The sequence below is a fragment of the Telluria sp. RB2R28 genome (genome assembly GCF_059685835.1).
In genome coordinates, this window is the sequence record NZ_JCASIK010000002.1 from 476,584 (window position 1) to 495,863 (window position 19,280).

General features: G+C 63.0%; 21 protein-coding genes. 6 read left to right on the forward strand and 15 right to left on the reverse strand.

Going from position 1 to position 19,280, the window contains the following annotated elements:
* Nucleotides 1-21: 21 nt before the first annotated feature.
* Both AC56LV_RS09700 and AC56LV_RS09705 read right to left on the reverse strand, forming a co-directional pair.
* Nucleotides 22-1,002, reverse strand: coding sequence for an LLM class oxidoreductase (locus tag AC56LV_RS09700; RefSeq protein ID WP_499557212.1), 981 nt, complete (start codon nucleotides 1,000-1,002; stop codon nucleotides 22-24).
* A 5-nt stretch (nucleotides 1,003-1,007) separates the two neighbouring features.
* The gene (locus tag AC56LV_RS09705) at nucleotides 1,008-2,183 is read right to left on the reverse strand and encodes an MFS transporter (RefSeq protein WP_499557994.1); all 1,176 of its coding nucleotides are present in this window, start codon (nucleotides 2,181-2,183) and stop codon (nucleotides 1,008-1,010) included.
* Nucleotides 2,184-2,324: 141 nt separating this feature from the next.
* Here AC56LV_RS09705 and AC56LV_RS09710 point away from each other — a divergent pair, with 141 nt between their 5' ends.
* Entirely contained in the window at nucleotides 2,325-3,311 is a 987-nt protein-coding gene (locus tag AC56LV_RS09710; protein WP_499557214.1) for a LysR family transcriptional regulator, read from the forward strand.
* Here the strand turns inward: AC56LV_RS09710 and AC56LV_RS09715 are convergent.
* Nucleotides 3,282-4,127, reverse strand: a complete 846-nt coding sequence (locus AC56LV_RS09715) for an AraC family transcriptional regulator (RefSeq protein WP_499557216.1) — start codon at nucleotides 4,125-4,127, stop codon at nucleotides 3,282-3,284. The genes AC56LV_RS09710 and AC56LV_RS09715 overlap by 30 nt on opposite strands.
* A 75-nt stretch (nucleotides 4,128-4,202) precedes the next feature.
* Between AC56LV_RS09715 and AC56LV_RS09720 the strand changes: the two genes are divergently transcribed.
* Both AC56LV_RS09720 and AC56LV_RS09725 read left to right on the forward strand, forming a co-directional pair.
* The gene (locus AC56LV_RS09720; RefSeq protein ID WP_499557218.1) at nucleotides 4,203-4,559 is read left to right on the forward strand and encodes a cupin domain-containing protein; all 357 of its coding nucleotides are present in this window, start codon (nucleotides 4,203-4,205) and stop codon (nucleotides 4,557-4,559) included.
* A gap of 113 nt (nucleotides 4,560-4,672) precedes the next feature.
* Entirely contained in the window at nucleotides 4,673-5,149 is a 477-nt protein-coding gene (locus AC56LV_RS09725) for a hypothetical protein (RefSeq protein ID WP_499557220.1), read from the forward strand.
* A 16-nt stretch (nucleotides 5,150-5,165) separates the two neighbouring features.
* Here the strand turns inward: AC56LV_RS09725 and AC56LV_RS09730 are convergent, their stop codons facing one another.
* The 9 genes from AC56LV_RS09730 to AC56LV_RS09770 form a co-directional block, all read right to left on the reverse strand.
* Nucleotides 5,166-5,525 carry a translation initiation factor Sui1 gene (locus tag AC56LV_RS09730; protein ID WP_499557222.1) on the reverse strand — a complete coding sequence of 120 codons (360 nt, stop codon included), beginning with the start codon at nucleotides 5,523-5,525 and terminating at the stop codon, nucleotides 5,166-5,168.
* 5 nt (nucleotides 5,526-5,530) lie between these two features.
* Nucleotides 5,531-5,758, reverse strand: coding sequence for a hypothetical protein (locus AC56LV_RS09735; protein ID WP_183557602.1), 228 nt, complete (start codon nucleotides 5,756-5,758; stop codon nucleotides 5,531-5,533).
* Between the two features lie 139 nt (nucleotides 5,759-5,897).
* Nucleotides 5,898-8,372: a tetratricopeptide repeat protein gene (locus tag AC56LV_RS09740; RefSeq protein ID WP_499557224.1), complete on the reverse strand. Its 2,475-nt coding sequence runs from the start codon at nucleotides 8,370-8,372 to the stop codon at nucleotides 5,898-5,900.
* Nucleotides 8,373-8,542: 170 nt separating this feature from the next.
* Nucleotides 8,543-9,127 carry a PEP-CTERM sorting domain-containing protein gene (locus AC56LV_RS09745; RefSeq protein WP_499557226.1) on the reverse strand — a complete coding sequence of 195 codons (585 nt, stop codon included), beginning with the start codon at nucleotides 9,125-9,127 and terminating at the stop codon, nucleotides 8,543-8,545.
* A 193-nt stretch (nucleotides 9,128-9,320) separates the two neighbouring features.
* Nucleotides 9,321-10,478 (reverse strand): branched-chain amino acid ABC transporter substrate-binding protein, encoded by a 1,158-nt coding sequence (locus tag AC56LV_RS09750; protein ID WP_499557228.1) that lies wholly within the window; start codon nucleotides 10,476-10,478, stop codon nucleotides 9,321-9,323.
* Between the two features lie 22 nt (nucleotides 10,479-10,500).
* Nucleotides 10,501-11,838, reverse strand: coding sequence for an amidohydrolase (locus tag AC56LV_RS09755; RefSeq protein ID WP_499557230.1), 1,338 nt, complete (start codon nucleotides 11,836-11,838; stop codon nucleotides 10,501-10,503).
* A 115-nt stretch (nucleotides 11,839-11,953) separates the two neighbouring features.
* On the reverse strand, nucleotides 11,954-12,214 hold the full coding sequence (locus tag AC56LV_RS09760) for a hypothetical protein (RefSeq protein ID WP_499557232.1): 261 nt from the start codon (nucleotides 12,212-12,214) through the stop codon (nucleotides 11,954-11,956).
* Between the two features lie 124 nt (nucleotides 12,215-12,338).
* Nucleotides 12,339-13,826, reverse strand: coding sequence for a cytochrome P450 (locus tag AC56LV_RS09765; protein ID WP_499557234.1), 1,488 nt, complete (start codon nucleotides 13,824-13,826; stop codon nucleotides 12,339-12,341).
* A 26-nt stretch (nucleotides 13,827-13,852) separates the two neighbouring features.
* A complete protein-coding gene (locus tag AC56LV_RS09770) occupies nucleotides 13,853-15,094 on the reverse strand; it encodes a Gfo/Idh/MocA family protein (RefSeq protein ID WP_499557236.1) in 1,242 nt (413 codons plus the stop codon).
* Between the two features lie 565 nt (nucleotides 15,095-15,659).
* Between AC56LV_RS09770 and AC56LV_RS09775 the strand changes: the two genes are divergently transcribed.
* Together AC56LV_RS09775 and AC56LV_RS09780 are read left to right on the forward strand one after the other, a co-directional pair.
* A complete protein-coding gene (locus tag AC56LV_RS09775; RefSeq protein WP_499557238.1) occupies nucleotides 15,660-16,169 on the forward strand; it encodes a hypothetical protein in 510 nt (169 codons plus the stop codon).
* Between the two features lie 3 nt (nucleotides 16,170-16,172).
* Nucleotides 16,173-16,397, forward strand: a complete 225-nt coding sequence (locus AC56LV_RS09780; RefSeq protein WP_499557240.1) for a hypothetical protein — start codon at nucleotides 16,173-16,175, stop codon at nucleotides 16,395-16,397.
* Between the two features lie 232 nt (nucleotides 16,398-16,629).
* Here AC56LV_RS09780 and AC56LV_RS09785 read toward each other — a convergent pair whose 3' ends face one another.
* The 3 genes from AC56LV_RS09785 to AC56LV_RS09795 form a co-directional block, all read right to left on the reverse strand.
* The gene (locus AC56LV_RS09785; RefSeq protein ID WP_499557242.1) at nucleotides 16,630-16,845 is read right to left on the reverse strand and encodes a hypothetical protein; all 216 of its coding nucleotides are present in this window, start codon (nucleotides 16,843-16,845) and stop codon (nucleotides 16,630-16,632) included.
* A 171-nt stretch (nucleotides 16,846-17,016) separates the two neighbouring features.
* Nucleotides 17,017-17,625 (reverse strand): PH domain-containing protein, encoded by a 609-nt coding sequence (locus AC56LV_RS09790; protein ID WP_499503108.1) that lies wholly within the window; start codon nucleotides 17,623-17,625, stop codon nucleotides 17,017-17,019.
* Nucleotides 17,626-17,667: 42 nt separating this feature from the next.
* Nucleotides 17,668-18,474 carry a TOBE domain-containing protein gene (locus tag AC56LV_RS09795; RefSeq protein ID WP_499557244.1) on the reverse strand — a complete coding sequence of 269 codons (807 nt, stop codon included), beginning with the start codon at nucleotides 18,472-18,474 and terminating at the stop codon, nucleotides 17,668-17,670.
* Nucleotides 18,475-18,535: 61 nt separating this feature from the next.
* On the opposite strand from AC56LV_RS09795, the gene modA reads away from it, so the two are divergent.
* Nucleotides 18,536-19,279 carry a molybdate ABC transporter substrate-binding protein gene (gene modA / locus AC56LV_RS09800; RefSeq protein WP_499557246.1) on the forward strand — a complete coding sequence of 248 codons (744 nt, stop codon included), beginning with the start codon at nucleotides 18,536-18,538 and terminating at the stop codon, nucleotides 19,277-19,279.
* Nucleotide 19,280: the final 1 nt, after the last annotated feature.

A 19,280-nucleotide genomic window follows, 5' to 3' on the forward strand; every position in this document is an offset into this window, starting at 1 on the left:
TTAAAAGACAATAGTAAAAAATCAGTCGGCGTTAAACAGTGGCAGCACGTGCTCCGCCAGTTCGGCCAGCGCATCCTGCGCGGGCCGGCGCAGCGGCTTCAGGTTCAGCGCCACGTGGCTCACGCCTTGTTCCTGCTGATGGTAGAACAGCTCGACCAGCCCATGGCGGCCGCTACGGATGCCATTGCGCACGAAGCGCATGGGTTCATGCGGGTCCTCGGCCAGGTCGAACATCGTGCCGTAGCCGTACGGACGCACCCACTGTCCGGGCTCGTGGCTGGCGCGCCATGCCTCGATCAGTTGCGGCAGGCGGGTAAAGTCGCTCAGGTGCCAGATCCAGCCGTCGCTGTGCCGGGCAATCCACGCCATCTCCTGACGCGCGCGACCGACGACGATCATCGGCAGGCGCGGCGCCGCCGGCTTGGGCACCAGGTCGATGCCGCCATCAAGGTTGCCGTAGTGCGCCGTGCGCGCATGCGGAAAGTCCTGTTCGGTCACAGTCTTGATCAGGCCGAACGCTTCGCGAAAACGCTCGCCGCGGTTATCGAAATCCAGGCCAAACGCCGGATATTCCACCGGCCGGTCGCCGGTCGACAGGCCCAGCACCAGGCGCCCGCCCAGCAACTGGTCGACCGACACCGCCTGCTTGGCCACGATCAATGGCTCGCGCAGCGTCGCCACGATGCCGGCGGTGCCCAGCGCGATGCGGCTCGTGTGCGCTGCCAGAAAGCCCATGTACACCATCGGATCGAGCACCTGGCCGGTGTCGCCGAAGTTCGGATCGTAGAACGGCACGTCGCGCAGCCACAGGGTCGAAAAACCCGCCTCGTCGGCCATGCGCGCCATCGTCTGGTGATTGGCCAGCGTCGGAAACGGCGAATCCGGATAGCCTTCGAGTGGCATGATGAAGCCGAAGGTCAGCTTGCCCGGCTTGAAGATACGCTGATAGCCGGCGTGGTTTGCCAGTTCGGCCGGCAACGGGCCAATGGGTGCGAGTGCCATGAGCGTTATGCCTTGACTGCCGGGGTCATACGCCCGACCAGCCCAGTCGCCAGCGCAGCCAGCACGGCGATGCCCGCAGCCACATAACCGACATTGCCCGCGCCCCAGTTGGCCACCGCAACGCCACCGATCACGGCGCCCAGCGCGATGCCGCCGTTGGCCGCCGACACATTGATGGTGCCAGCCAGCGCCTGGGCGCCGGTTGCCGCCTTCATCACGCGGATCTGGCAGATCGGGTACAGCGCGGTATTGGCAATGCCCCACACGCCCAGCGCGATGGCGAACCCGATGCTCAGTCCGGCGAACAGCATCGACGCGGCCATGCCGGCTGCCAGCACGAGGCTGAAGATGGCGGTGGTGGCCAGCGGTTTCTGGTCGACCCAGAGACCACCCAGCCAGTTACCGATCAGGCCCACTGCGCCAAAGCCCATCAGCCACCAGCCCACCTGCGCCGGCGCCACACCGGCCGATTTTTCCAGCATCTCGGCCAGGTAGGTGTAACCCGTGAACATGGCGGTAAACACCAGGATCGACAGCGCGACGTTGGCCATGAAGAACGGGCTTTTCAGAATCTTTGCCTGTTCGCGCATGGCAACCGGTTGCGACGCACGCACCGTCGGCATGCTGAAGAACATCAGCACGGCCACCAGCAGCGACAGCGCGGCCAGCAGGCCAAACGCGCCGCGCCAGCCGATCGCGTCCGCCGCAAGCGTCCCGAGCGGGATACCAAACAGCATCGCAGCCGAAATGCCGAGATATACGGTCGAGACGGCGCGGCCGGCTTTTTCCGGCCCGGCGATCTGGGCTGCGGTGTCGCTTGCGGTGCCCCAGAACACGGGCAGCGCCAGCGCCGGCAGCAGGCGCGCGAGCGCCAGCACCCAGATATTTTGCGCGACGGCCGCCAGCGCATTGGTCGCTGCAAACAGCACCAGCACGGCCACGAACAGCTTCTTGCGGTCGACATTGGCCAGCCACGCCGTCAGGAACGGGCCGCATACCATGACGACCACGGCAAACAGCGTGACCAGCTGGCCGGCCGTGGCCACCGTGATGGACAGGTCGCGTGCCAGTGCCGGCAGCAGGCCCACGATCAGGAACTCGGTGGTGACGATCACGAACGCGGCGATGGCAAGAATCGTGATGGACAACGCGCCACCGGTAGCCTGGGGCTTGTCGGCCATCGCGTCGACGGTGGTAGTAGATGAATTGGGCATTGCAAAAAACTCCTGTGGATAGTTGTCTGACATGATATAAAAGATAAAAATTCTCGTGTTGGATAAGAATTCCTGCATCATGTGGAATAAATTTCCAGAAGTAAGCCAATGACACCCGCAGAACGCCTGAAAGGCCTTGAAACCTTCGTCGCTGTTGCCGACGCCGGCAGTTTTACGGCGGCCGCTGACCGGCTCAACCTGACCAACTCTGCGGTCGGCAAGGCCATCGCCCGGCTCGAAGGGCGATTGAAACGGCCGCTGTTCGACCGCACCACGCGCAAGCTCGAGATGACGGACGCCGGCAACGTCTTCTACAAGGTCTGCGTGCGCGTGCTGGACGAACTCGAAGCAGCCGAGCGCCTGCTGGCGCACGACCATATCGCCCCATCGGGCCGGCTGCGCGTGGACATGCCGGCCACCTTCGGCCGCATGCACGCCGTGCGGTCGCTGCTGGCGTTTGCCGAGCAGTATCCACAGGTGCAGCCGCATGCGTCATTCACCGACCGCTTCGTCGATCCGGTCGAAGATGGCCTGGACGTGGTGGTGCGCATCGGCGGCTCGGACACCTGGCCGGCGGCGCTGTGCTACCAGCATCTGGGCGATGAAGAACTCGTCTTCTGCGCTTCGCCCGCCTATGTGGCGCGGCACGGTGCGCCGGCGACGCTGGACGCGTTACCGGGCCACGACGCCATTCTGTACGGTCGCGCCGACGGCAGCACGAGTCCGTGGCTGATCAAGGATGGCGACCTGCCGCTGGCGCGCCAGCACGTAAAGAGCCGCATCGTGCTGGGGCAGGCCGAGGCACAGGTGACCGCAGTGGAAATGGGACTGGGCATCGCGCAGCTGGCGACCTGGCTCGTCGAGCAGCAGTTGCGCGACGGCAGGCTCGTGAAAATCCTGCCCGAACTGTCCACGTCCGGCCTGCCGCTGTACCTGGTGTGGCAGCGCAGCCGTCAGCACGCGCCCAAGGTAACGGCGCTGATCGCGCACTTTGCGCAGACGCTGACGATCCGGCCTGCAGCGGCCGAGGCAGCGGATAACGCAGCGAGTAGCGCAGCGGACGCGCTAGCGCCGCAGCCTGTCGCGCCAGCCTGACGGAGTCACGCCGACACAGCCCTTGAAGCGCCGGGTCAGGTGACTCTGGTCGGCAAAGCCGCATTCGGGCGCCACTGCCGCGAGCGGCATGCCGCCCCGGATCAGCGTGCAGGCATGGGCGACGCGCACCGAATTGAGGTAGACGTGCGGCGGCGTGTGATACGCCGCGCTGAACGCGCGTGTGAGATGCGTGCGCGATATGCCGGCCACAGCGGCCAGGTCCGCCACCGTGATATCGCGCTGGAAGTACATGCGGATATAGTCCCTGACCTGCGCCATGCGCGGATCGGTGGCGAATGTCCCGGCCCGCGCAACCGGCGCGCCGGGACGCTCCCCATGGCGCGCCAGCATTGTGCCAAGGAACGCACGCAGCAGCGTTTCTGCCCGCAGCGACTCGGCTGGCGTCGCCAGCAGGTTGATGGACAGCTCCGCAAATGCCGCAGCCATCCGGTGGTCGGTCACGCATGGCCGGGTGAAATACCGGCCGTCGGCGCGCTCGCCCTCGGGCGCGATGCAGCTTGCCACGAACGCGTCCGGCACATACCAGATCGCATAGCGGAACCCGTCGGCCGTGCCGGCGCTGCCATCATGGTCTTCATCCGGATTGAACAGGACGAGGTCGCCCACCTGGTTGTCGTACTGCGCGCCCTTGCAGCGAAACCGCTGCACCCCGGCGGTGGTCACGCCGATCGCGAAACCATCGTGGCTGTGGCGCTCGAACGCGTGATCGGTGAAGCTTGCCTGCATCAGCGTGATGCCGCTGGCCAGTGCCGTAAAGGTGGTGTCGTTCACTAGCCGGGCGGGTGCAGTATGCATGCAACAATTGTACAAGACCCCTGCCCGCCCCCAGGCGCACCATGGCGTTTTCACTTTTTCACTTCAGGAGAACACATGAGCGCTGCAATCGACCTGGCCGGTAAACTGGCCACGTTCACCGAAGCCTGGCAACCGCGCACGGTCAGCCTGTTCAACGGTCACGACGTCATGGTCGCCAAATTGCGTGGCGACTACCACTGGCATGTGCACGACGATTCGGACGATTTTTTCCTGGTGCTCGCCGGCGGTCTGGAGATCGATCTCGACGACGGCACGACCGTAACGCTGGGGCCGGGCCAGTTGTATGTCGTGCCGCAAGGCGTGCGGCACCGGCCCCGTGCGCCCCACGAAGCGCAGATCATGCTGATCGAGCGCACTGGCACGCCCAATAGCGGCGACCTGGCCACGGCGGCCCCGCGCCGCGTCATCTAGCGTCCTTACAGAACAGGCCGGATTTCAATTTTGTGTTAAAAATAAGGCAACTGAATCAATCCTGTATTCGGTTCAACAGCGTATTGCACAACATCATTTGCTTAGGACTAAACATGAAATCTACCAGCCTGCTCTCCTCCGCCCTGATCGGCGCCGTCGCCAGCGCCCGCTCGATGACCCCGATGGCCACCCTTGCCGCCGCACGCCTTGCCGGCCGCAACACGTCGGGTAACCTCATGCTGCTGGATCGCCCGCTGTTCAAGTACGGCGCACTCGCCATGGGCGCCGGTGAACTGTACGGCGACAAGATGAAGTCGGCGCCGGACCGCACCGTGTTCCTGGGTCTGCTGGCACGCATTGCCAGCGCTGGCATCGCCGGTGCGGCGCTGGCGCCACAGGGTCGTGAAAAGGCAGGCGCTGCTGTTGCAGTCGCGACCGCCGTACCACTCGCGTATGCCACGCTGGCCGCCCGCAAGCAGGCGATCGCCAAAATGGGCCAGACGCGCAGCGGCCTGATCGAAGATGCACTGATCGTTACGGCAGGCATTGCCGTGGTGGCGCTGGCAACGCGCGCCGCACGCGACTACTGATGTACCTGGGCCGGCATCAGCCGCCGGCCCGCTTTGCCCGGTGCCCGAGTTTGGCCAGTGCCTGCAGAACGGTGTCGCAGTGATCACCCTGCACTTCGATCACGCCGTCCTTGACGGTCCCGCCGGCGCCGCAGGCAGTGCGCAATTGCTTGCCGAGCACAGCCAGGGCCATCGCGTCGAGCGCCACGCCCTTGACAAGCGTGACGCTCTTGCCGCCCCGCCCTTTACTTTGCAACGACACGCGCACATTGCCGTCGCCGACTGGCGCGGCACTGGCGCCTGCCTTGCACGTGCACTGCGCCACAGGCTGGCGGCACGCCGGGCACATGCGGCCCGTTTCCGTGGAGTAGACAAGGCCGCCGTTTGAACTACGCATCGTGATCAGTCCAGCCGCTTGAGGCGCTGCCCCATGATGCCCCAACGGCAATCCACGCCGTCGACCCGGCCGACCAGCGCCCAACCGGTGCCGATCTTTTCGACGGTGACGCGGCTCTCGATCTCCTTCGCAAGCTTCTCGGCCCAGCCAGTGGCGGCGCCCTGCCCCTTGAAGAGTTCCTTGCCGTCGTAAATCACGGTTGCATCGAAAACGGACATGGCGAATATGGTCATTGCTTCCTCTGGACTTCTGAACGAAAGCAGCATCCTACCACCGGAGATGACGGTGGACGAACAGGAAAATTCGATACGCCGCGCACGATTCCTGCACTGACTCAAGCGAGTACTTTCGGCCCACAGTCACTGTTTTCCGTCAGCCAGCAGGTATTGCGGCAGCCCCGGCAGCAACCGCTTTCCGGGCTGCCGCAGCCACGTCAGCTTCTACCTTTTGCGCCGCAGCGGCATCGCTGGCCGCACGGTACAGGTTCGCCAACGCATCCCCCGTGCGCGCAGTATGGGGATGGCCCGGCCGGGTGCGCACTTGAATCGCCAGGGCGCGCTGCCACGTCTTTTCTGCACTATCCTCGCGTCCCTGCGCCAACTGGCTGCGGCCCTGCTCGTAGAGGATGGTTGCTACTCCGGAATGGTCCTGGCCGACGTTCGCCGCTATGATCGTCATCGCCCGCATGAGGGCCGTGTCCGCATCCTGGTAGCGGCCCTGTGCGATGTACAGGCGGCCAAGCTCGTGCAGGCTGTAAGTGAGATCATAATGCGCCATCCCCAGCAGCTGTTCGCGCAGGGCCAGACCGGCCAGCAGCATCGCTTCCCCTTCCTTCAGCTTGCCCGCGTCAGTCAGCGCGCCGCCCAGGCCGTTCATTGCAGTGGCGACGGTGTGGTTCGGCCTGTCGCCGAATTCTGCGTTTCGCAGCTCCAGCACGCGCCGGAAATGTTGCTCTGCCCGATCGAAGCGGTGCTCCGCTCGCTCGTTGTAAGCCAGGTTGGCGAGGGGAACAAGGATGCGTGGATTGTTGTTGCCCAACTGTGCTTCAAGCTGCGCAAGGCCTTCTTCGAACAAAGCGCGCGCTTGCGCATATTCCCCTGCTTCATAGAGGGTCTGTGCAAGATTGGCACGCATCGCCGCGGCGTCGCTCGATGCCGCGCCAGACAGCGCCTCCATGATGGCGACCGCCTTGCGTCTGTAGGCGAGTGCCTGGGGTAATTGATCGCGTGAGACGTACAAGTTCGCCAGTGCGCCGTAGGTGTTTGCGACGTCGTTGTCCAGCTCGCCGTTTGCTGCCAGTCGAACGCTCAGGGCGCGTCGGTAACCAGCCTCCGCTTCGTCGAACCTGCCCTCTTCTAACGCAATCCTCGCCAGCAAGTTCTGGACGGTGGCGAGCTCCCCTGGTGTGGTGTCAGGCAGCGTTTCGAGCAGTGCCTGGTGGGCACGCAGGTGGGAGGTGGCCAGCGCAACGCGTTGAAGCCGGTGGTAGGCACGCCCGAGTACCCCAAGTGCTTCTGCAAAGGCAAGGTTTTCGCGAGAGCCCGCAGGCGCAGGTGCTGCGTAGACGCGCGTGACCACGAAGGCAGCATCGGCCTCCTGTTCACGGGACAGCATCTTGCTGGCCAGGTCGAGCATGCCGGCCGCATTGCCTGCCGCGATCTCGGTCTCGATGACCGCTTCGGCAGCGGCGCGGTCGCGTGGCACTCCCCTGCCTGCGAAACGCATGGCGAGCAGAAAGTTGCGTGCGGATGCGGACCCGCCCTCGCTGGCGCGGCGATACCACTCGGCCGCGGCCGCTTCGTCCTTGGGCAGGCCACTGCCCAGTTCCAGGCAATATCCGATCCAGAACGCGCCGGAAACGCTACCGGCCTCTGCCGCACGCAGGAAAAGCTGCGCAGCGGCCTGCCTGTCTATCGTGCGCCCGTCCCCTTCCAGCATCATGCGACCCAGCCTTACCATGCCGCGCGCATCCCCGAGCGCGATGCTTCTGGCAAGCCAGCGCTCGGCTTCGGCGGTATCTTGTTTGACGCCTGTGCCGTCGACATAGACAAGCGCCAGGCCATACACGGAATTCCTGTGGTCCTCGGCCGCACCAGCGCGGTACAGGCGCAAAGCTTCTGCAGGATCGGCGGTGCCGCCCTGGCCGACAAGAAGCATCTCGGCCAGCTCGTAACGGGCATCGGGATCGCCCAGTTCCATGCTCCTGCGATACCAGTGCCGGGCGGCGACATGATCCTTGGGAACGTCTGTCCCCTCGGCGAGGGCATACGCGAGGTAGTACATGCCGACCTTGTTTCCGGATTCTGCCGACTTGCGCAGCCAGGCGAGACCAGCTACCGGATCACTATCGGTGCCCCAGCCATGCAGCAAACTGCGGCCCATATTCCACATTGCAGAGGTATGCCCCTGCGCAGCCGCCTTGGCAAACCACGCATTTGCTTCTGCATCTTTGCCTTTTTTAAATAGCGTATTGCCCAACTCATTCTGGGCATCGGTATCGCCCAGGCCGGCCGCCTCGTGCATCAGTGCCAGCGCTGCTGCCTCGTCGGCAGGCATCCCACGGCCCAGGCTCTGACACCACGCCAGCCCGTACATCCCGGCCGCACTGCCTTTTTCGGCAGCAGTGCGGAACCAGAGGACGGCAGCGGTGTCGTCATTGGCGACTCCTTGTCCGTCAAACAAGCGCCATCCGAGCTCAACCATGGCCTCGCTGTCACCCGCCTCGGCTGCCAGCCGCAACGCCTGAAGCGCATTGGGTGATGCCTGCGCTCGCGTCGCAATACTGGCAGTGGATGGAAAAGAAACGCAGGTGAGCGGGATCAGCAGCAGGACGTGACGCAGAAGCATGGGGAAAGAGATACGTATGAGGTGCGCCAGTCTGTCGCCAATGACTTGGGCTGTCAACGCAATACGCATGTTCGAAGAACAGGGTCAGAGGGAACTGACCCCTGCTCTTATCATTAAGAAACGCAATGAATCATGGCGCGCAGCTGGCCACGCCATCGGAGAAATGCGCGTTACAGCGCCATCGGGGCCGCCCGGCGCCGGCGAGCAGCCAAAGGCAGCAGGCCGAGTGCAAATAACGCGAGTGTTGCTGGCTCGGGCACGGGCACGCCGCCTGCGGCCGTAACGACACCTGCGACTACCCTGTCGCCAGTAAAATCATTATGCGAGAAAAAGGATTCGAAACGTTCGGCTGACGTTGTAATTTCGACGGTTCCGCCGTTGGCGAGAGAGCGATCAAAAATTAAATTCACGTACCCCTGAAAACTGTTCAGATTAATGACGAAGCCTGAATCCGCGGGCGCGTTTCCGATGCCCAAAAATGCGGGGCCAAGATAGAACGAATTGTCGGTATTAAAATTCGTGGCAGGCCCATAGCTATTGGTTGGAGCTGTAATGTTGTAGTTGAGCGGCCGTGATGTAGAGGCATTCCAGTCAAACGATCCCGTCATCATACCCCCGCCTTCCATCGCGACGCCGCTCAGCGAGTAATGCAAGATGACGTCGGCCATTGCAACCGGGGCTGCGAAAAACAGCGACGATGCGACCAGGCCCCGCAGTGTGAGTGCTGTACCGACTTTTTTGATTGTCTTGAACATTTTGACCCCCTAGTATGGTTTTCTATCTAGGAGCAATATCCATGCCAAAAATAATTATCTCTTGTAATCAGTGCCTTGTAACTTTAGGTCATAAAAAGGACTTGCTCGGTGTAAAGAAAACCGTCAGATAACGTTCATCTCGCTAGCATTCAGAATCAGTCAAGGCAATGCCATTCACGTCGGGTCCTGCACGTCAGCGCAGCACCGCCAGCCTGACCTTCTTGCCTTTGCGGAAGGTATAGATCGTCATCGCGGCGTCACGCAAATCGCCCTTCTGATCGAAGGCGATGCTGCCAGTAACACCCTCGTGCCTGACGGCGGCCAACACCGGCAGGAATCTGGCTGGATCGCTCGAGTTTGCCGTCTGCATCGCTTTCGCGAACACCATCACCGCATCGTAGGCATAGGGCGCATACGTCTGCAGCGGGATCTTGTAGCGCTGCTGGTAACGCTGTGTGAATGCATTCAGGCCAGCTTCCTGCGCAGCGCCAACGCCGCCCGCTACGACGCAGTACACCTTGTCGTCGACCAGCGCGTCGCCGGCCAGCAGCGGCATTTTTTCCGAGCAGACGCCGTCGCCCGAAATGAGCTTGGCGCGCAGCCCGAGCGCCTTCATCTGCTTGAGCATCGGCCCGGCCACCGCATCCATGCCGCCATAAAAAATCACGTCCGGATCGCGCGCGCGGATCTGGGTCAGGATGGCGCTGAAATCGGTTGCCTTGTCGCTGGTGAACTGGCGGCTGACCACGCTTGTGCCCGCCCCCGCTTTCTTGACGCCCTTGACGAATTCGTCCGCCAGCCCCTGGCCGAAGGCGGTGCGGTCGTCGATCACGGCAATCTTCTTTGCCTTCAGGGTGCCGAGCGTGTACGTGGCCAGCGTGCGGCCGATCAGGTTGTCGTTGGCGACGACGCGAAACGCCGTCTTGAAACCCTGATTGGTGTAGACGGGCGTCGTGGCCGCCGGCGAAATCTGCGGGATGCCGGCGTTGGCGTAGATCTTCGAGGCCGGTACAGTCGTGCCCGAATTGAGGTGCCCCACGACAGCCGCCACCTTCGCATCGACCAGCTTCTGCGCGACCGTTGTGCCGGTGCGAGGATCGGCGCCGTCGTCCTCGGGCTGCAAGACCCATTGGACCTTGCTGCCACCAAGCACGATGCCCTTCGCGTTGAGTTCATCGATCGCCATGCGGGCACCGTTTTCGATGTCCTTGCCCGCATGCGCGCTGGGGCCGGACAGTGGCGACACCGTACCGATTTTGACTTGCACAACCTTGCCTGCAGGCTGGGCCTGGGCAAGGGGTACGGCGGCAAGAGCGAGCGAGGACGCAGCAGCGATGACAAGAAAATGCATGACGGGCCTTATGATGATGCGCTTAGCGCTGTGGCGCCATCAGGTCGAGCAGGATCGCCGTCTCGGCCTTGATGGTATTGGTGAGCGTCGGCTTCAGATCCGGCGCCCATTGCGGCGAATGGGTTCCCGGCAAGGGTTTTCCTGCCTTCTTCGCTGCTTCGAGGCGGCCGGCATCGACCGCGCCCACGTGCAGCAGCAGCGCCTTGACGCCAGGCTGCTGGCCGTACATGGCGAAGTCCTCGGACGTCATCTTGGCCGGCATTTCTTTCACAAAATCAGGGCCGACGGCCTGCTCGACCGCCTTGACGGCGCGCGCCACCAGCTGCGGATCGTTGACCACCGAATCAGTGCCGGTCTTGACTTCCACCAGCGGCTCCTTCGGCGCGCCGGCGGCGAGTGCCTCACCCTTGGCTTCGCGGGCGATGCTGGCCAGCACGCGCTGGCGCACTTCGGGCCGGAAGGTACGCACCGTCAGCGCCAGCTTGACCTGATCCGGGACGATATTGGCCTGGGTGCCGCCCTGGATGCTGCCGACCGTGATCACGACCGGGTCGAGCGGATTGTTTTCGCGCGAGATCAGGGTCTGCAGCGCCATCACCAGCCGCGCCGCCATCACCACCGGGTCGCGCGTCTCGTGCGGCACGGCGCCATGGCCGCCCTGCCCGAACATCGTGATGGTGACGGTGTCGGCCGACGCGCGGAACGGCCCGGCGTGCCACATGACCGTGCCCGATGCCATCGACGCGTCGTCGTGCATCGACAGCGCGTAATCCGGTTTCGGGAAGCGCGTGAAGAGGCCGTCCTTGAGCATGGCGGCGGCGCCTGTCAACGCTTCTTCGGACGGCTGGCCGATCAGCATCAGGGTGCCGCTCCAGGCCTTGCGGTTCTCCGCCATGAGTTTTGCCGTGCCATACCAGGCAGCCATGTGCAGGTCGTGGCCGCAGGCATGTGCCACCGGCACGGTATCGCCGGCGGCATTTTTCGTCGTTACCTTGCTGGCAAACGGCAGGCCGGTCTTTTCCAGCACCGGCAGCGCATCCATCTCGGTGCGCAGCATCACGGTCGGCCCCGGACCATTCTTGAGGATCGCCACGACGCCGGTGCCGCCGACGCCGGTGGTCACCTCGAAGCCGAGCGCCTTGGCCCGTTCGGCCAGCTTGGCCGCGGTCTTGTGTTCCGCGAAGCCGAGTTCGGGATTGGCGTGCAAGTCACGATAGAAGGCTTCGAGCTTGGGAAAGTCGGCGGCCAGCTGGGTGTCGAATGGCGCCGGAAGCGACGCGGCGTGCGCGCCTGCCTGGGACAGGCCGGCCAGCAGGCTGGCGGCAAGAATGGTGTGGCGGAAGGTGCGTGAAAATGACATCGTGACTCGCTTCAAGAGTTGGGAAGAGGCAGTTCCGATTCATTCTACCTGCATGCTGCCGCGCACGATTACCCGGCAAATCGAGGGTAAATCAAGAACCGGGCGGCATGGAACCCTATGCCTGCTCCTGCTGGAACTGGTCGCGCTGCATCGCGATTTCCTGCATATAGCCCTCGAACTCGGCTGACGTTTCGACGCGCCGTACGACCTGGTCGTTGCTGTCTTCTACCGTGAAGGTCCCGCCGCTTTCCAGCACGCCGAGAATGGCCGCCCGCACGTTGTCCAGCGATGCATCACTGCCTGTCGTCGCCAATGCGGTCCAGGTGTCCTGGTCGATCGCGACGTTATTCTCAAGAAATTTAAGATTGAACATCATGGTGCTTGTACTCCGGAAGGAAATGGGAACCCAACATAGCATGGACACACCAGCCGCACGCTTGCAGGCCGCCGTACAGAATCGGGGGGCTGCATCGACAAGGAGGAAGCGGCTGCTGACTGGCTCAATCAAACGATCTGGTGGTACCAACGTCGCGATCTGCCCGGAGCACAAAGCGCAAGCTGTAGTTGTCCAGCGTCCCAGGTAACCGGGCCGGATTTAGCCGCCCCTGCTGCGACGGCGTCAGCCCGTGGATACCGTCATCCTCGCCAATCAGCGCGCCGAGCATCACGCTGGTCAGCATCAGCACCAGATTGCGCGCCGGGCACATCACCGGCCCGCTGCTGAACGGCACCAGCGGCCAGTCGCGGTCCTGCACATCGCGTACCTTGTCATCCTTCAGCCACAACTCGGGCGCAAAGCGGTCGGCGCACGCCATGCGCCCGTCGTCGCGGTGGAAGAACGGCGTGAACAGCAGGATGCCCGTGCCCTCCGGCATCGTGCCCCCTTCCCACTGCGTCTCGCGCGTGCTCTGGCGCAGGATCGCCGGCGTCGTCGGCCAAAGGCGCAGCGACTCCAGCACAGTCGAGCGCAAAAATGGCAGGTACTGGCGGTCGATGCCGGGATGGCTGCGCAGCTCGGCGCGGGCGCGTGCTGCCCCATCGGGATGCGCTGCCAGCAGCGCCAGCGCGCGGAAGGTGGCCATGCCGGCGGCGTCGAACGCGAACAACCACTGCGGCACCTGGTGGTTGGCCATCGTGTCGGCGCTCTGGGGCACGCTGGCTGCAACCGCCGCCAGGCTGCCCGGCTCGGCCCGGTCGAGATAATCCTGGATGCGCGCCAGGAAGCGCGACCGCAGGCCGGTCTTCTTCGGATGCATGAAGGCCCAGTCGGCGGCCTTGCGCAGCTCGATGATCATGTCGCTGATGGTCTGGTCGCCGGCAGCAGCGTCGCCGAACACGACGCGCCGCACCATGCGCGTCCAGCCGGCGTTGAAGTTGTCCCAGTCGAGCTCGCCCTGGGTACGGGCCTTGGCCAGCAGGCGCCCTGCTTCGTCGTCGACCACCGGCAGGAATTTATCGACCATGTGGTGCACCGCGCGCTCATGCTCGAGCACGTCCTCGTTGAAGCGGCGCCGTGCAGTACGCTCGGGACATTGCGAGATCAGCGAACCGTGCGGTTCAAAATGCGACAACGCCGCGCGCTTTTCGCTGCTAGCGGCGGAAAACGGCTCGGGCGACTCGTCCAGCACGCGCCGCGCGTGTTCGGGCGTCAGGATGACCGCCTGCTTGCGGATCGGCAGTGGCAGCATCAGCGGGCCGCTGCCATATTTGTTGCGCAGCTTTTGCATGCGCCCGATCGCGCGCCGGTCGAGCTCCAGCCGTTCGGCCAGCGCCACCACGGCCGGGCGGCGGATGATCACGCCCTTGGCAAACGTCGGGGCCAGCACGTCCACGGCCAGGGCCAGCGTGTCGAGCACGCCGGCAGTCGGCAGCTCGCCCTCGCGGACGTCTACAGCGCCGCGTGAGCGCGTCATCAATCTGGTGGCAACCAGGCCGCCAGCCACGCCAAGGGCGCCTGCGAGCAGCAGGTTGCGATGGTGTTTGTTCATCTCAGCATCTCTTTCAAAACAGCGTGTTAATCGGCGCTCTCCGGCTCCGGTCCGCGCGTCTTGCCCGTCGGCGGCTTGAGCTTGACCACCCGACCGCTACGCGCCGATTCGTAGATCGCATCCATGATGCGCTGGTCCTGCAACCCCTCCTCGCCCGGCGTGTGCACGTCCTTGTTTTGCTGGATGCAGCTGGCAAAGTGGTCGATCATCAGCGTGAACTGGTTGGTCTTGCCGGCCGGGATCTCGGTGGTCTGGTCCTTGCCGTCGACCACGCGCGTGATCCGCAGCTTGTTGCCGTGATAGGCGTAGGCAGGATCCATGTCGGCCCACGCCTCAAAGCCGTTCAGGCGGAACATCTGCGACTTGTGCGCCGAATAGTTGGTGCTGCAGGTGGCCGAAAACCCGCTGGGAAAGCGCAGGACGAACTGGCACGATTCCTCGACTTCGCGAAAACGCGCATCGCCTGGTGTCGACCAGATGCTGCCGAATACCTCGGTCGGTTCTTCGCCGCTGAGAAAGCGTGCGGCATTGATGCAATAGATGCCGATGTCCGGCAGCGCGCCGCCACCCGCCATCGCCTTCTTGAGGCGCCAGTGCTGCGGGTCGCCCATATTTTGTGAGTTGACCGAGTTGAATTCCTTCAGCGCGCCCAGCTTCTTCTCGCGAACCATTTTAATCAGCGTGCGATCGAGCGCTTCGTACTGGCTGCGGTAGGCGATCATCAACTGGCGCCCGGCCTTGCGGCAAGCCTCGATCATCTGGCGGCACTCGGCGGCGCTGTTGGCCATCGGCTTTTCGCACAGCACGTGTTTGCCGGCACGCGCCGCGCGCACCGTGTACTCCAGATGCAGATGGTTGGGCAGCGCGATGTAGACGCTTTTCACGTCCGGCATCTGGGCCAGCTTGTCGTAATCCTTGTAGTCGAGCACTGCGCTCTCGGGAATGTTGTACTGGCGGGCGACCTTCAGCCCTTTGTCGCGGTCCCCCGTGACCAGCGCCACGACCTTGGCATGCTTGCTTCGCTGGAAGGCCGGCAGCATCTCGTCGATGGCGATACGGCCCAGGCCCACCACGGCAACGCCTATGCGCTCATCCCACGAATCGGCCGGCGGCTCGGTCTTCTCGGGCTTTTCGGACTTGTCGAAGATGGGCGGAAAGCTGACCCGGTTCTGTTCGCTGGCCGCGGCCTGCAGCGCCGGCGTGGACAGGGCGGCCATGGTACCGACATAGCGCAGAAAATCGCGGCGCGGCGGCTGATCGTGCTTCATGAGGATTCCTTTCGCGTAGAGGGAATGGATCCTCGCACGCGATTCGGAACAGCAGCGCTCGCTTGCCGGGCGGAAAATGGCGGTCGCATCTCCAAAACAAAGGCGTGACCGTGGCGCGATACGGGGCGTGTAAAAGTCGTGTAGCACGGCATGGCGCCCAGCTGTTGCCGCAGCCGGCCTCTCCCGTGCTCCTGCCGTCTCCAGGGCGGTGGCACGCCGCCGTTGCTGACGGCATGATTGGTCGATGGAGCGACAGGCGAGTGCGTCACACCCTGCAGCACGACGTCCGACATCGGTACGATCCCAGCCAGCATTTGAATGTTCCACCCGGAATCGTGAGGCCCCGATGAGCAGGCAGCCATTAGAATTGTTGGCATGCTGATCGACGGGCAACCGGGGATAAACAAGGACCATATGACCTTGGACTGGCCGCGGTCGAGAGTCCATATGGATTGCACAGGCCGGTCGGTGTTGCCCAGCCAGACCAACGGCCCGGATGTCAACCGGCGCGTGTTCGCCCGCTTCTGTCATGCACACGGACATATCTGAAAGGACCTGAGCTTCAATGCGTCGAATTACACAACTTCATCTCGACCATCTTCAGGCTTTGTTCCTGAGCGAGCGCTCCCGTCGCGAACAAATACGCGGTAGTCTCAGCACCCCGGTTGCTTCCATTTCTTTCGCCGTGTTCGCCTTCAGCAGCCTGTCGGTCGAAGTGAATCCGGAGCAGTGGCGTGACGTTCCCACGCTTCTCATCTTCTTTCTTGGCGGCGTCGCTGCGCTTGCCCTGTTTGCGTCGGCCTGGCAGGTGCTGATGGCCGAATGGCTCTTTGTCTACCACGAGCCGCCCCGCTTGATCGACCTGGTCGACGATACGACCGGCCGCAGTGTCGAACAGGAAGAAGAACATGTACGCTCGCTGCTTGCTGCCAGCTATTCCGTGGCGTATGAGCAATACCTTCAAGGCAATGCCATTAGCGCACGCCGCCGTACATGGGCTTTGCGGCTGATCCTGCTATCGCTGCTCACCCAGGCATTGGCGTTCGTGGTGCTGCCATTTCACCGTCTAGGTTGATCCATGCGATTTATCGACAAATTCATGACCAGGGGACGGCGCCAGCCCCGCTTCGATACCTTGGCAAAACGCGTCCAGGACCGGCTTGCTCCCGTCTGCCAGGATCTGGGCAAAGCCGAGCAGGCGCTGGCGGAGCACCTGGGTATGCCGCAGCCTCCGCGGCTACTGATCATCGACGAGGAAAATGCTGCCGTCCTCACCTACGATGAGCGTCCCGGAGCTGACTGAGAATCCTTCCATCAACAGCTTGCTGGCATCGCTGCGCCTGATGGCCCGGGTTTGCGGCGGCGTTCATCGGCCGCCTGATTCTGATATCGGTTCGATCGGGACCGGGTCGTGAGGCCGGCAATAGCCGGCGTGACGCTCGATACCAGCGGCTCTGCCATGCGCGTCTCTGAATTGCCATCATCACGGGGTAATTTCGCTAGTTGCAGAAGATGCGAAGCTGATGATCGCTAAGCTATTGCCAATTTTTTGATGGAAACGCGAACATCACAATAAACCGACCTATAGCGGAAAAAAGGCGGTTGAGGGCGTAAAAACACATGAGGAAAACCAGCCCCTGAGCCAAGCCGGTGACAGGCCACGTGCCAGCGCCAATTAGCAAGGGAATTGACGTAAGCGCGGTGGCAAAAGAGACCATGCCAATAAACCACCATTTCTTTTCAATATTCAAATTCATACTCCGTGAAAGCTAAGTTTGGTATATCAGGCTGACAGTATGGAAAAGTCGCAGACGCCTCAAAACGGCCCGAACTGCCCCAGCCCTGAGCCTGCGGAACTGTCGTCGCCGTGGAATACGCCATGGTTCAGTAGCGAGCCTTCCAGGCCCGCCACCACCCCCTGATCAGTTGTGAATGTACTTGGTGTACACGTCGCTGAAATCGCGCTTGGTATAGGTATCGAGCATCGCAGTATTCAACGCCGTCAGCAATTCATCGAACTGGCTGACGAGACCACCGGCGCCCGGCGCGATATTGAGCTTGTGCACCGATGCAGTAGCGTCCAGCGTACGCAGCGCATTGTTGCGGCAAACCGCATCGCGCTGCTGGCGCTTGCCGATCGAGATCAAGGCTTTATAAATGTCCTTGAGCTGTTCGATGAACGCTTTCTTGACGTCGATGGAGAACTTCGTGTCGTCCAGATTGAATTTGAGCTCGATATCCATATCGAGCGTGCCAGCGGTTTCGATGGTCACGCCACTGATCTGGTGCGACGCATAATCGTAGCGCTTGATCGCGCGCTTCGACGAAATGGCAGAGTCGCCATCCACATGGATCAGGCCAAGATTGGTAAAGCAGTATTCGTCTTTCTTGCTCTTGATGAGAAAGAAGATCTGTTCGCCGTCTTCGGTGAACAGGTAGTCATCCGCATCGACATTGCCGTAGTCGGCCGGGCCGACAATGATGCCGATATCGCTGATGCCGAGTGCCTCTGCCGCCATACGCTTGAACATGATCGCCTTTCAGTGGTGGGAAAAAAGATACATTACCACCGTTTATTCGGGCACCCCGAGAATCACGCTCGACGCCTTGAACAAGGCGGTTGCAGCCAGCCCTTGCGCCAGCCCCAGCGTATCGACACTCTCGTCCGTCACGGTCGCCGCGACCGTGCCGCCACCGCCCAGTGCAATCACGACCTCGGCATTGACGGCGCCGCGCGTCAGGCGCGCGACGGTACCGGCCAGCTGGTTACGCGCCGACAGCAGCACGCCCTCGCCGGCCGTCATCACGATCACCGAGGATGACTTGATCAGTGCAAACACTTGCCGGCCCGGCGCCAGCGCCAGGTTGTCAGTGCTTTCGCGCGTGACGATGGCGACGATCTTCTGCCCGCCGGCGATGGCAAGTTCGATCTCGTCATTGACCGCACCCGGCACCACGCGCGTCACGGTGCCAAAGAACTGATTACGTGCACTCGTTCGCATCCTGAACCTCGAAAACAGTGCGACATCGTCGGCCACGCCCTCTGCCTGCCGATTGAGTCGTTCCAGAAAATCATGGTGCAGTTGCTCGACCATGGTGAAGTTCTCGACCAGTTGCGCGCCGCGCGCCGTCAGCCGCGTGCCGCCGCCGCCCTTGCCGCCGGTCGAGCGCTGCACGAGCGGTTCGCCGGCCAGGTTGTTCATCGTGTCGATCGCTTCCCACGCCGCCTTGTAGCTCAGGCCAACTTGTTTCGCGGCCGCGGTGATCGAACCGCATTGCGCGAGGGCTGCCAGCAAGCCGACCCGGTTCGTGCCGCCGAGCTGCTCGCCACCGACCGTCATCCAGACGGTGCCCTCAAGAGCGATGTGCCTGTCATCCATGTGCGCTCCAGAATCCGTTATATACTTTCGACTATAACGCTTTTTACGACTCGGGGACGACATGAAATTCTTTGCCAGTGTGCTTGCCGTGGTGACCTGCCTGGGAACGGCCCATGCTGGCGAAGTCCAGGTGGCGGTGGCCGCCAATTTCGCCGGGCCGATGGAAAAGCTGGCCGCGCAATTCCAGAAAGACACGGGCCACAAGGCCATCCTGGCGAGTGGCGCCACCGGTAAATTCTATGCGCAGATCCGCAACGGCGCGCCGTTCGAGGTGCTGCTGTCGGCCGATGACGAAACGCCGGCGCGGCTGGCAGCCGAAGGCCATGCTGTCGCCAAAAGCCGCTTCACCTACGCGGTCGGCCGCCTCGTGCTGTGGTCGGCCAGGACCAACTACGTCGATGCGGCTGGCGCCGTGCTCAAGACCGGCAACTTCAAACACCTGGCCATCGCCAATCCGAAGACGGCCCCGTACGGCGCGGCGGCAGTCGCCGTCATCGACAAGCTGGGCTTGACCGCGCATTTGCAACCACGCCTGGTCCAGGGCGAAAACATCGCGCAAGCCTTTCAGTTTGCCAGCACGGGTAACGCCGAACTGGGCTTCGTGGCGCAGGCGCAGGTCTGGCGCGATGGCAAATTCACGGCCGGCTCGGGCTGGATCGTCCCCGCGACGATGCACGCGCCGATCCGCCAGGATGCCGCGCTGCTGACCAAGGGTGCCAGGAACCCGGCCGCGCAGGCGCTGCTGGACTATCTGCGCAGCGACAAGGCCAGGGCGCTGATCCGCGCCTACGGCTACGAAGTCTAGG

Excerpts from the sequence above, each read along its gene's own strand:
- AC56LV_RS09710 (WP_499557214.1), top strand. The coding sequence starts at position 2,325 with ATGACACCCGCAGAACGCCTGAAAGGCCTTGAAACCTTCGTCGCTGTT.
- AC56LV_RS09740 (WP_499557224.1), bottom strand. The coding sequence starts at position 8,372 with ATGCTTCTGCGTCACGTCCTGCTGCTGATCCCGCTCACCTGCGTTTCT.
- AC56LV_RS09760 (WP_499557232.1), bottom strand. The coding sequence starts at position 12,214 with ATGATGTTCAATCTTAAATTTCTTGAGAATAACGTCGCGATCGACCAG.
- AC56LV_RS09700 (WP_499557212.1), bottom strand. The coding sequence starts at position 1,002 with ATGGCACTCGCACCCATTGGCCCGTTGCCGGCCGAACTGGCAAACCAC.
- AC56LV_RS09795 (WP_499557244.1), bottom strand. The coding sequence starts at position 18,474 with ATGGATGACAGGCACATCGCTCTTGAGGGCACCGTCTGGATGACGGTC.
- AC56LV_RS09770 (WP_499557236.1), bottom strand. The coding sequence starts at position 15,094 with ATGAAGCACGATCAGCCGCCGCGCCGCGATTTTCTGCGCTATGTCGGT.
- modA (WP_499557246.1), top strand. The coding sequence starts at position 18,536 with ATGAAATTCTTTGCCAGTGTGCTTGCCGTGGTGACCTGCCTGGGAACG.
- AC56LV_RS09775 (WP_499557238.1), top strand. The coding sequence starts at position 15,660 with ATGCGTCGAATTACACAACTTCATCTCGACCATCTTCAGGCTTTGTTC.
- AC56LV_RS09720 (WP_499557218.1), top strand. The coding sequence starts at position 4,203 with ATGAGCGCTGCAATCGACCTGGCCGGTAAACTGGCCACGTTCACCGAA.
- AC56LV_RS09725 (WP_499557220.1), top strand. The coding sequence starts at position 4,673 with ATGAAATCTACCAGCCTGCTCTCCTCCGCCCTGATCGGCGCCGTCGCC.
- AC56LV_RS09765 (WP_499557234.1), bottom strand. The coding sequence starts at position 13,826 with ATGAACAAACACCATCGCAACCTGCTGCTCGCAGGCGCCCTTGGCGTG.
- AC56LV_RS09745 (WP_499557226.1), bottom strand. The coding sequence starts at position 9,127 with ATGTTCAAGACAATCAAAAAAGTCGGTACAGCACTCACACTGCGGGGC.
- AC56LV_RS09755 (WP_499557230.1), bottom strand. The coding sequence starts at position 11,838 with ATGTCATTTTCACGCACCTTCCGCCACACCATTCTTGCCGCCAGCCTG.
- AC56LV_RS09705 (WP_499557994.1), bottom strand. The coding sequence starts at position 2,183 with ATGGCCGACAAGCCCCAGGCTACCGGTGGCGCGTTGTCCATCACGATT.
- AC56LV_RS09790 (WP_499503108.1), bottom strand. The coding sequence starts at position 17,625 with ATGTTCAAGCGTATGGCGGCAGAGGCACTCGGCATCAGCGATATCGGC.
- AC56LV_RS09735 (WP_183557602.1), bottom strand. The coding sequence starts at position 5,758 with ATGACCATATTCGCCATGTCCGTTTTCGATGCAACCGTGATTTACGAC.
- AC56LV_RS09780 (WP_499557240.1), top strand. The coding sequence starts at position 16,173 with ATGCGATTTATCGACAAATTCATGACCAGGGGACGGCGCCAGCCCCGC.
- AC56LV_RS09730 (WP_499557222.1), bottom strand. The coding sequence starts at position 5,525 with ATGCGTAGTTCAAACGGCGGCCTTGTCTACTCCACGGAAACGGGCCGC.
- AC56LV_RS09715 (WP_499557216.1), bottom strand. The coding sequence starts at position 4,127 with ATGCATACTGCACCCGCCCGGCTAGTGAACGACACCACCTTTACGGCA.
- AC56LV_RS09750 (WP_499557228.1), bottom strand. The coding sequence starts at position 10,478 with ATGCATTTTCTTGTCATCGCTGCTGCGTCCTCGCTCGCTCTTGCCGCC.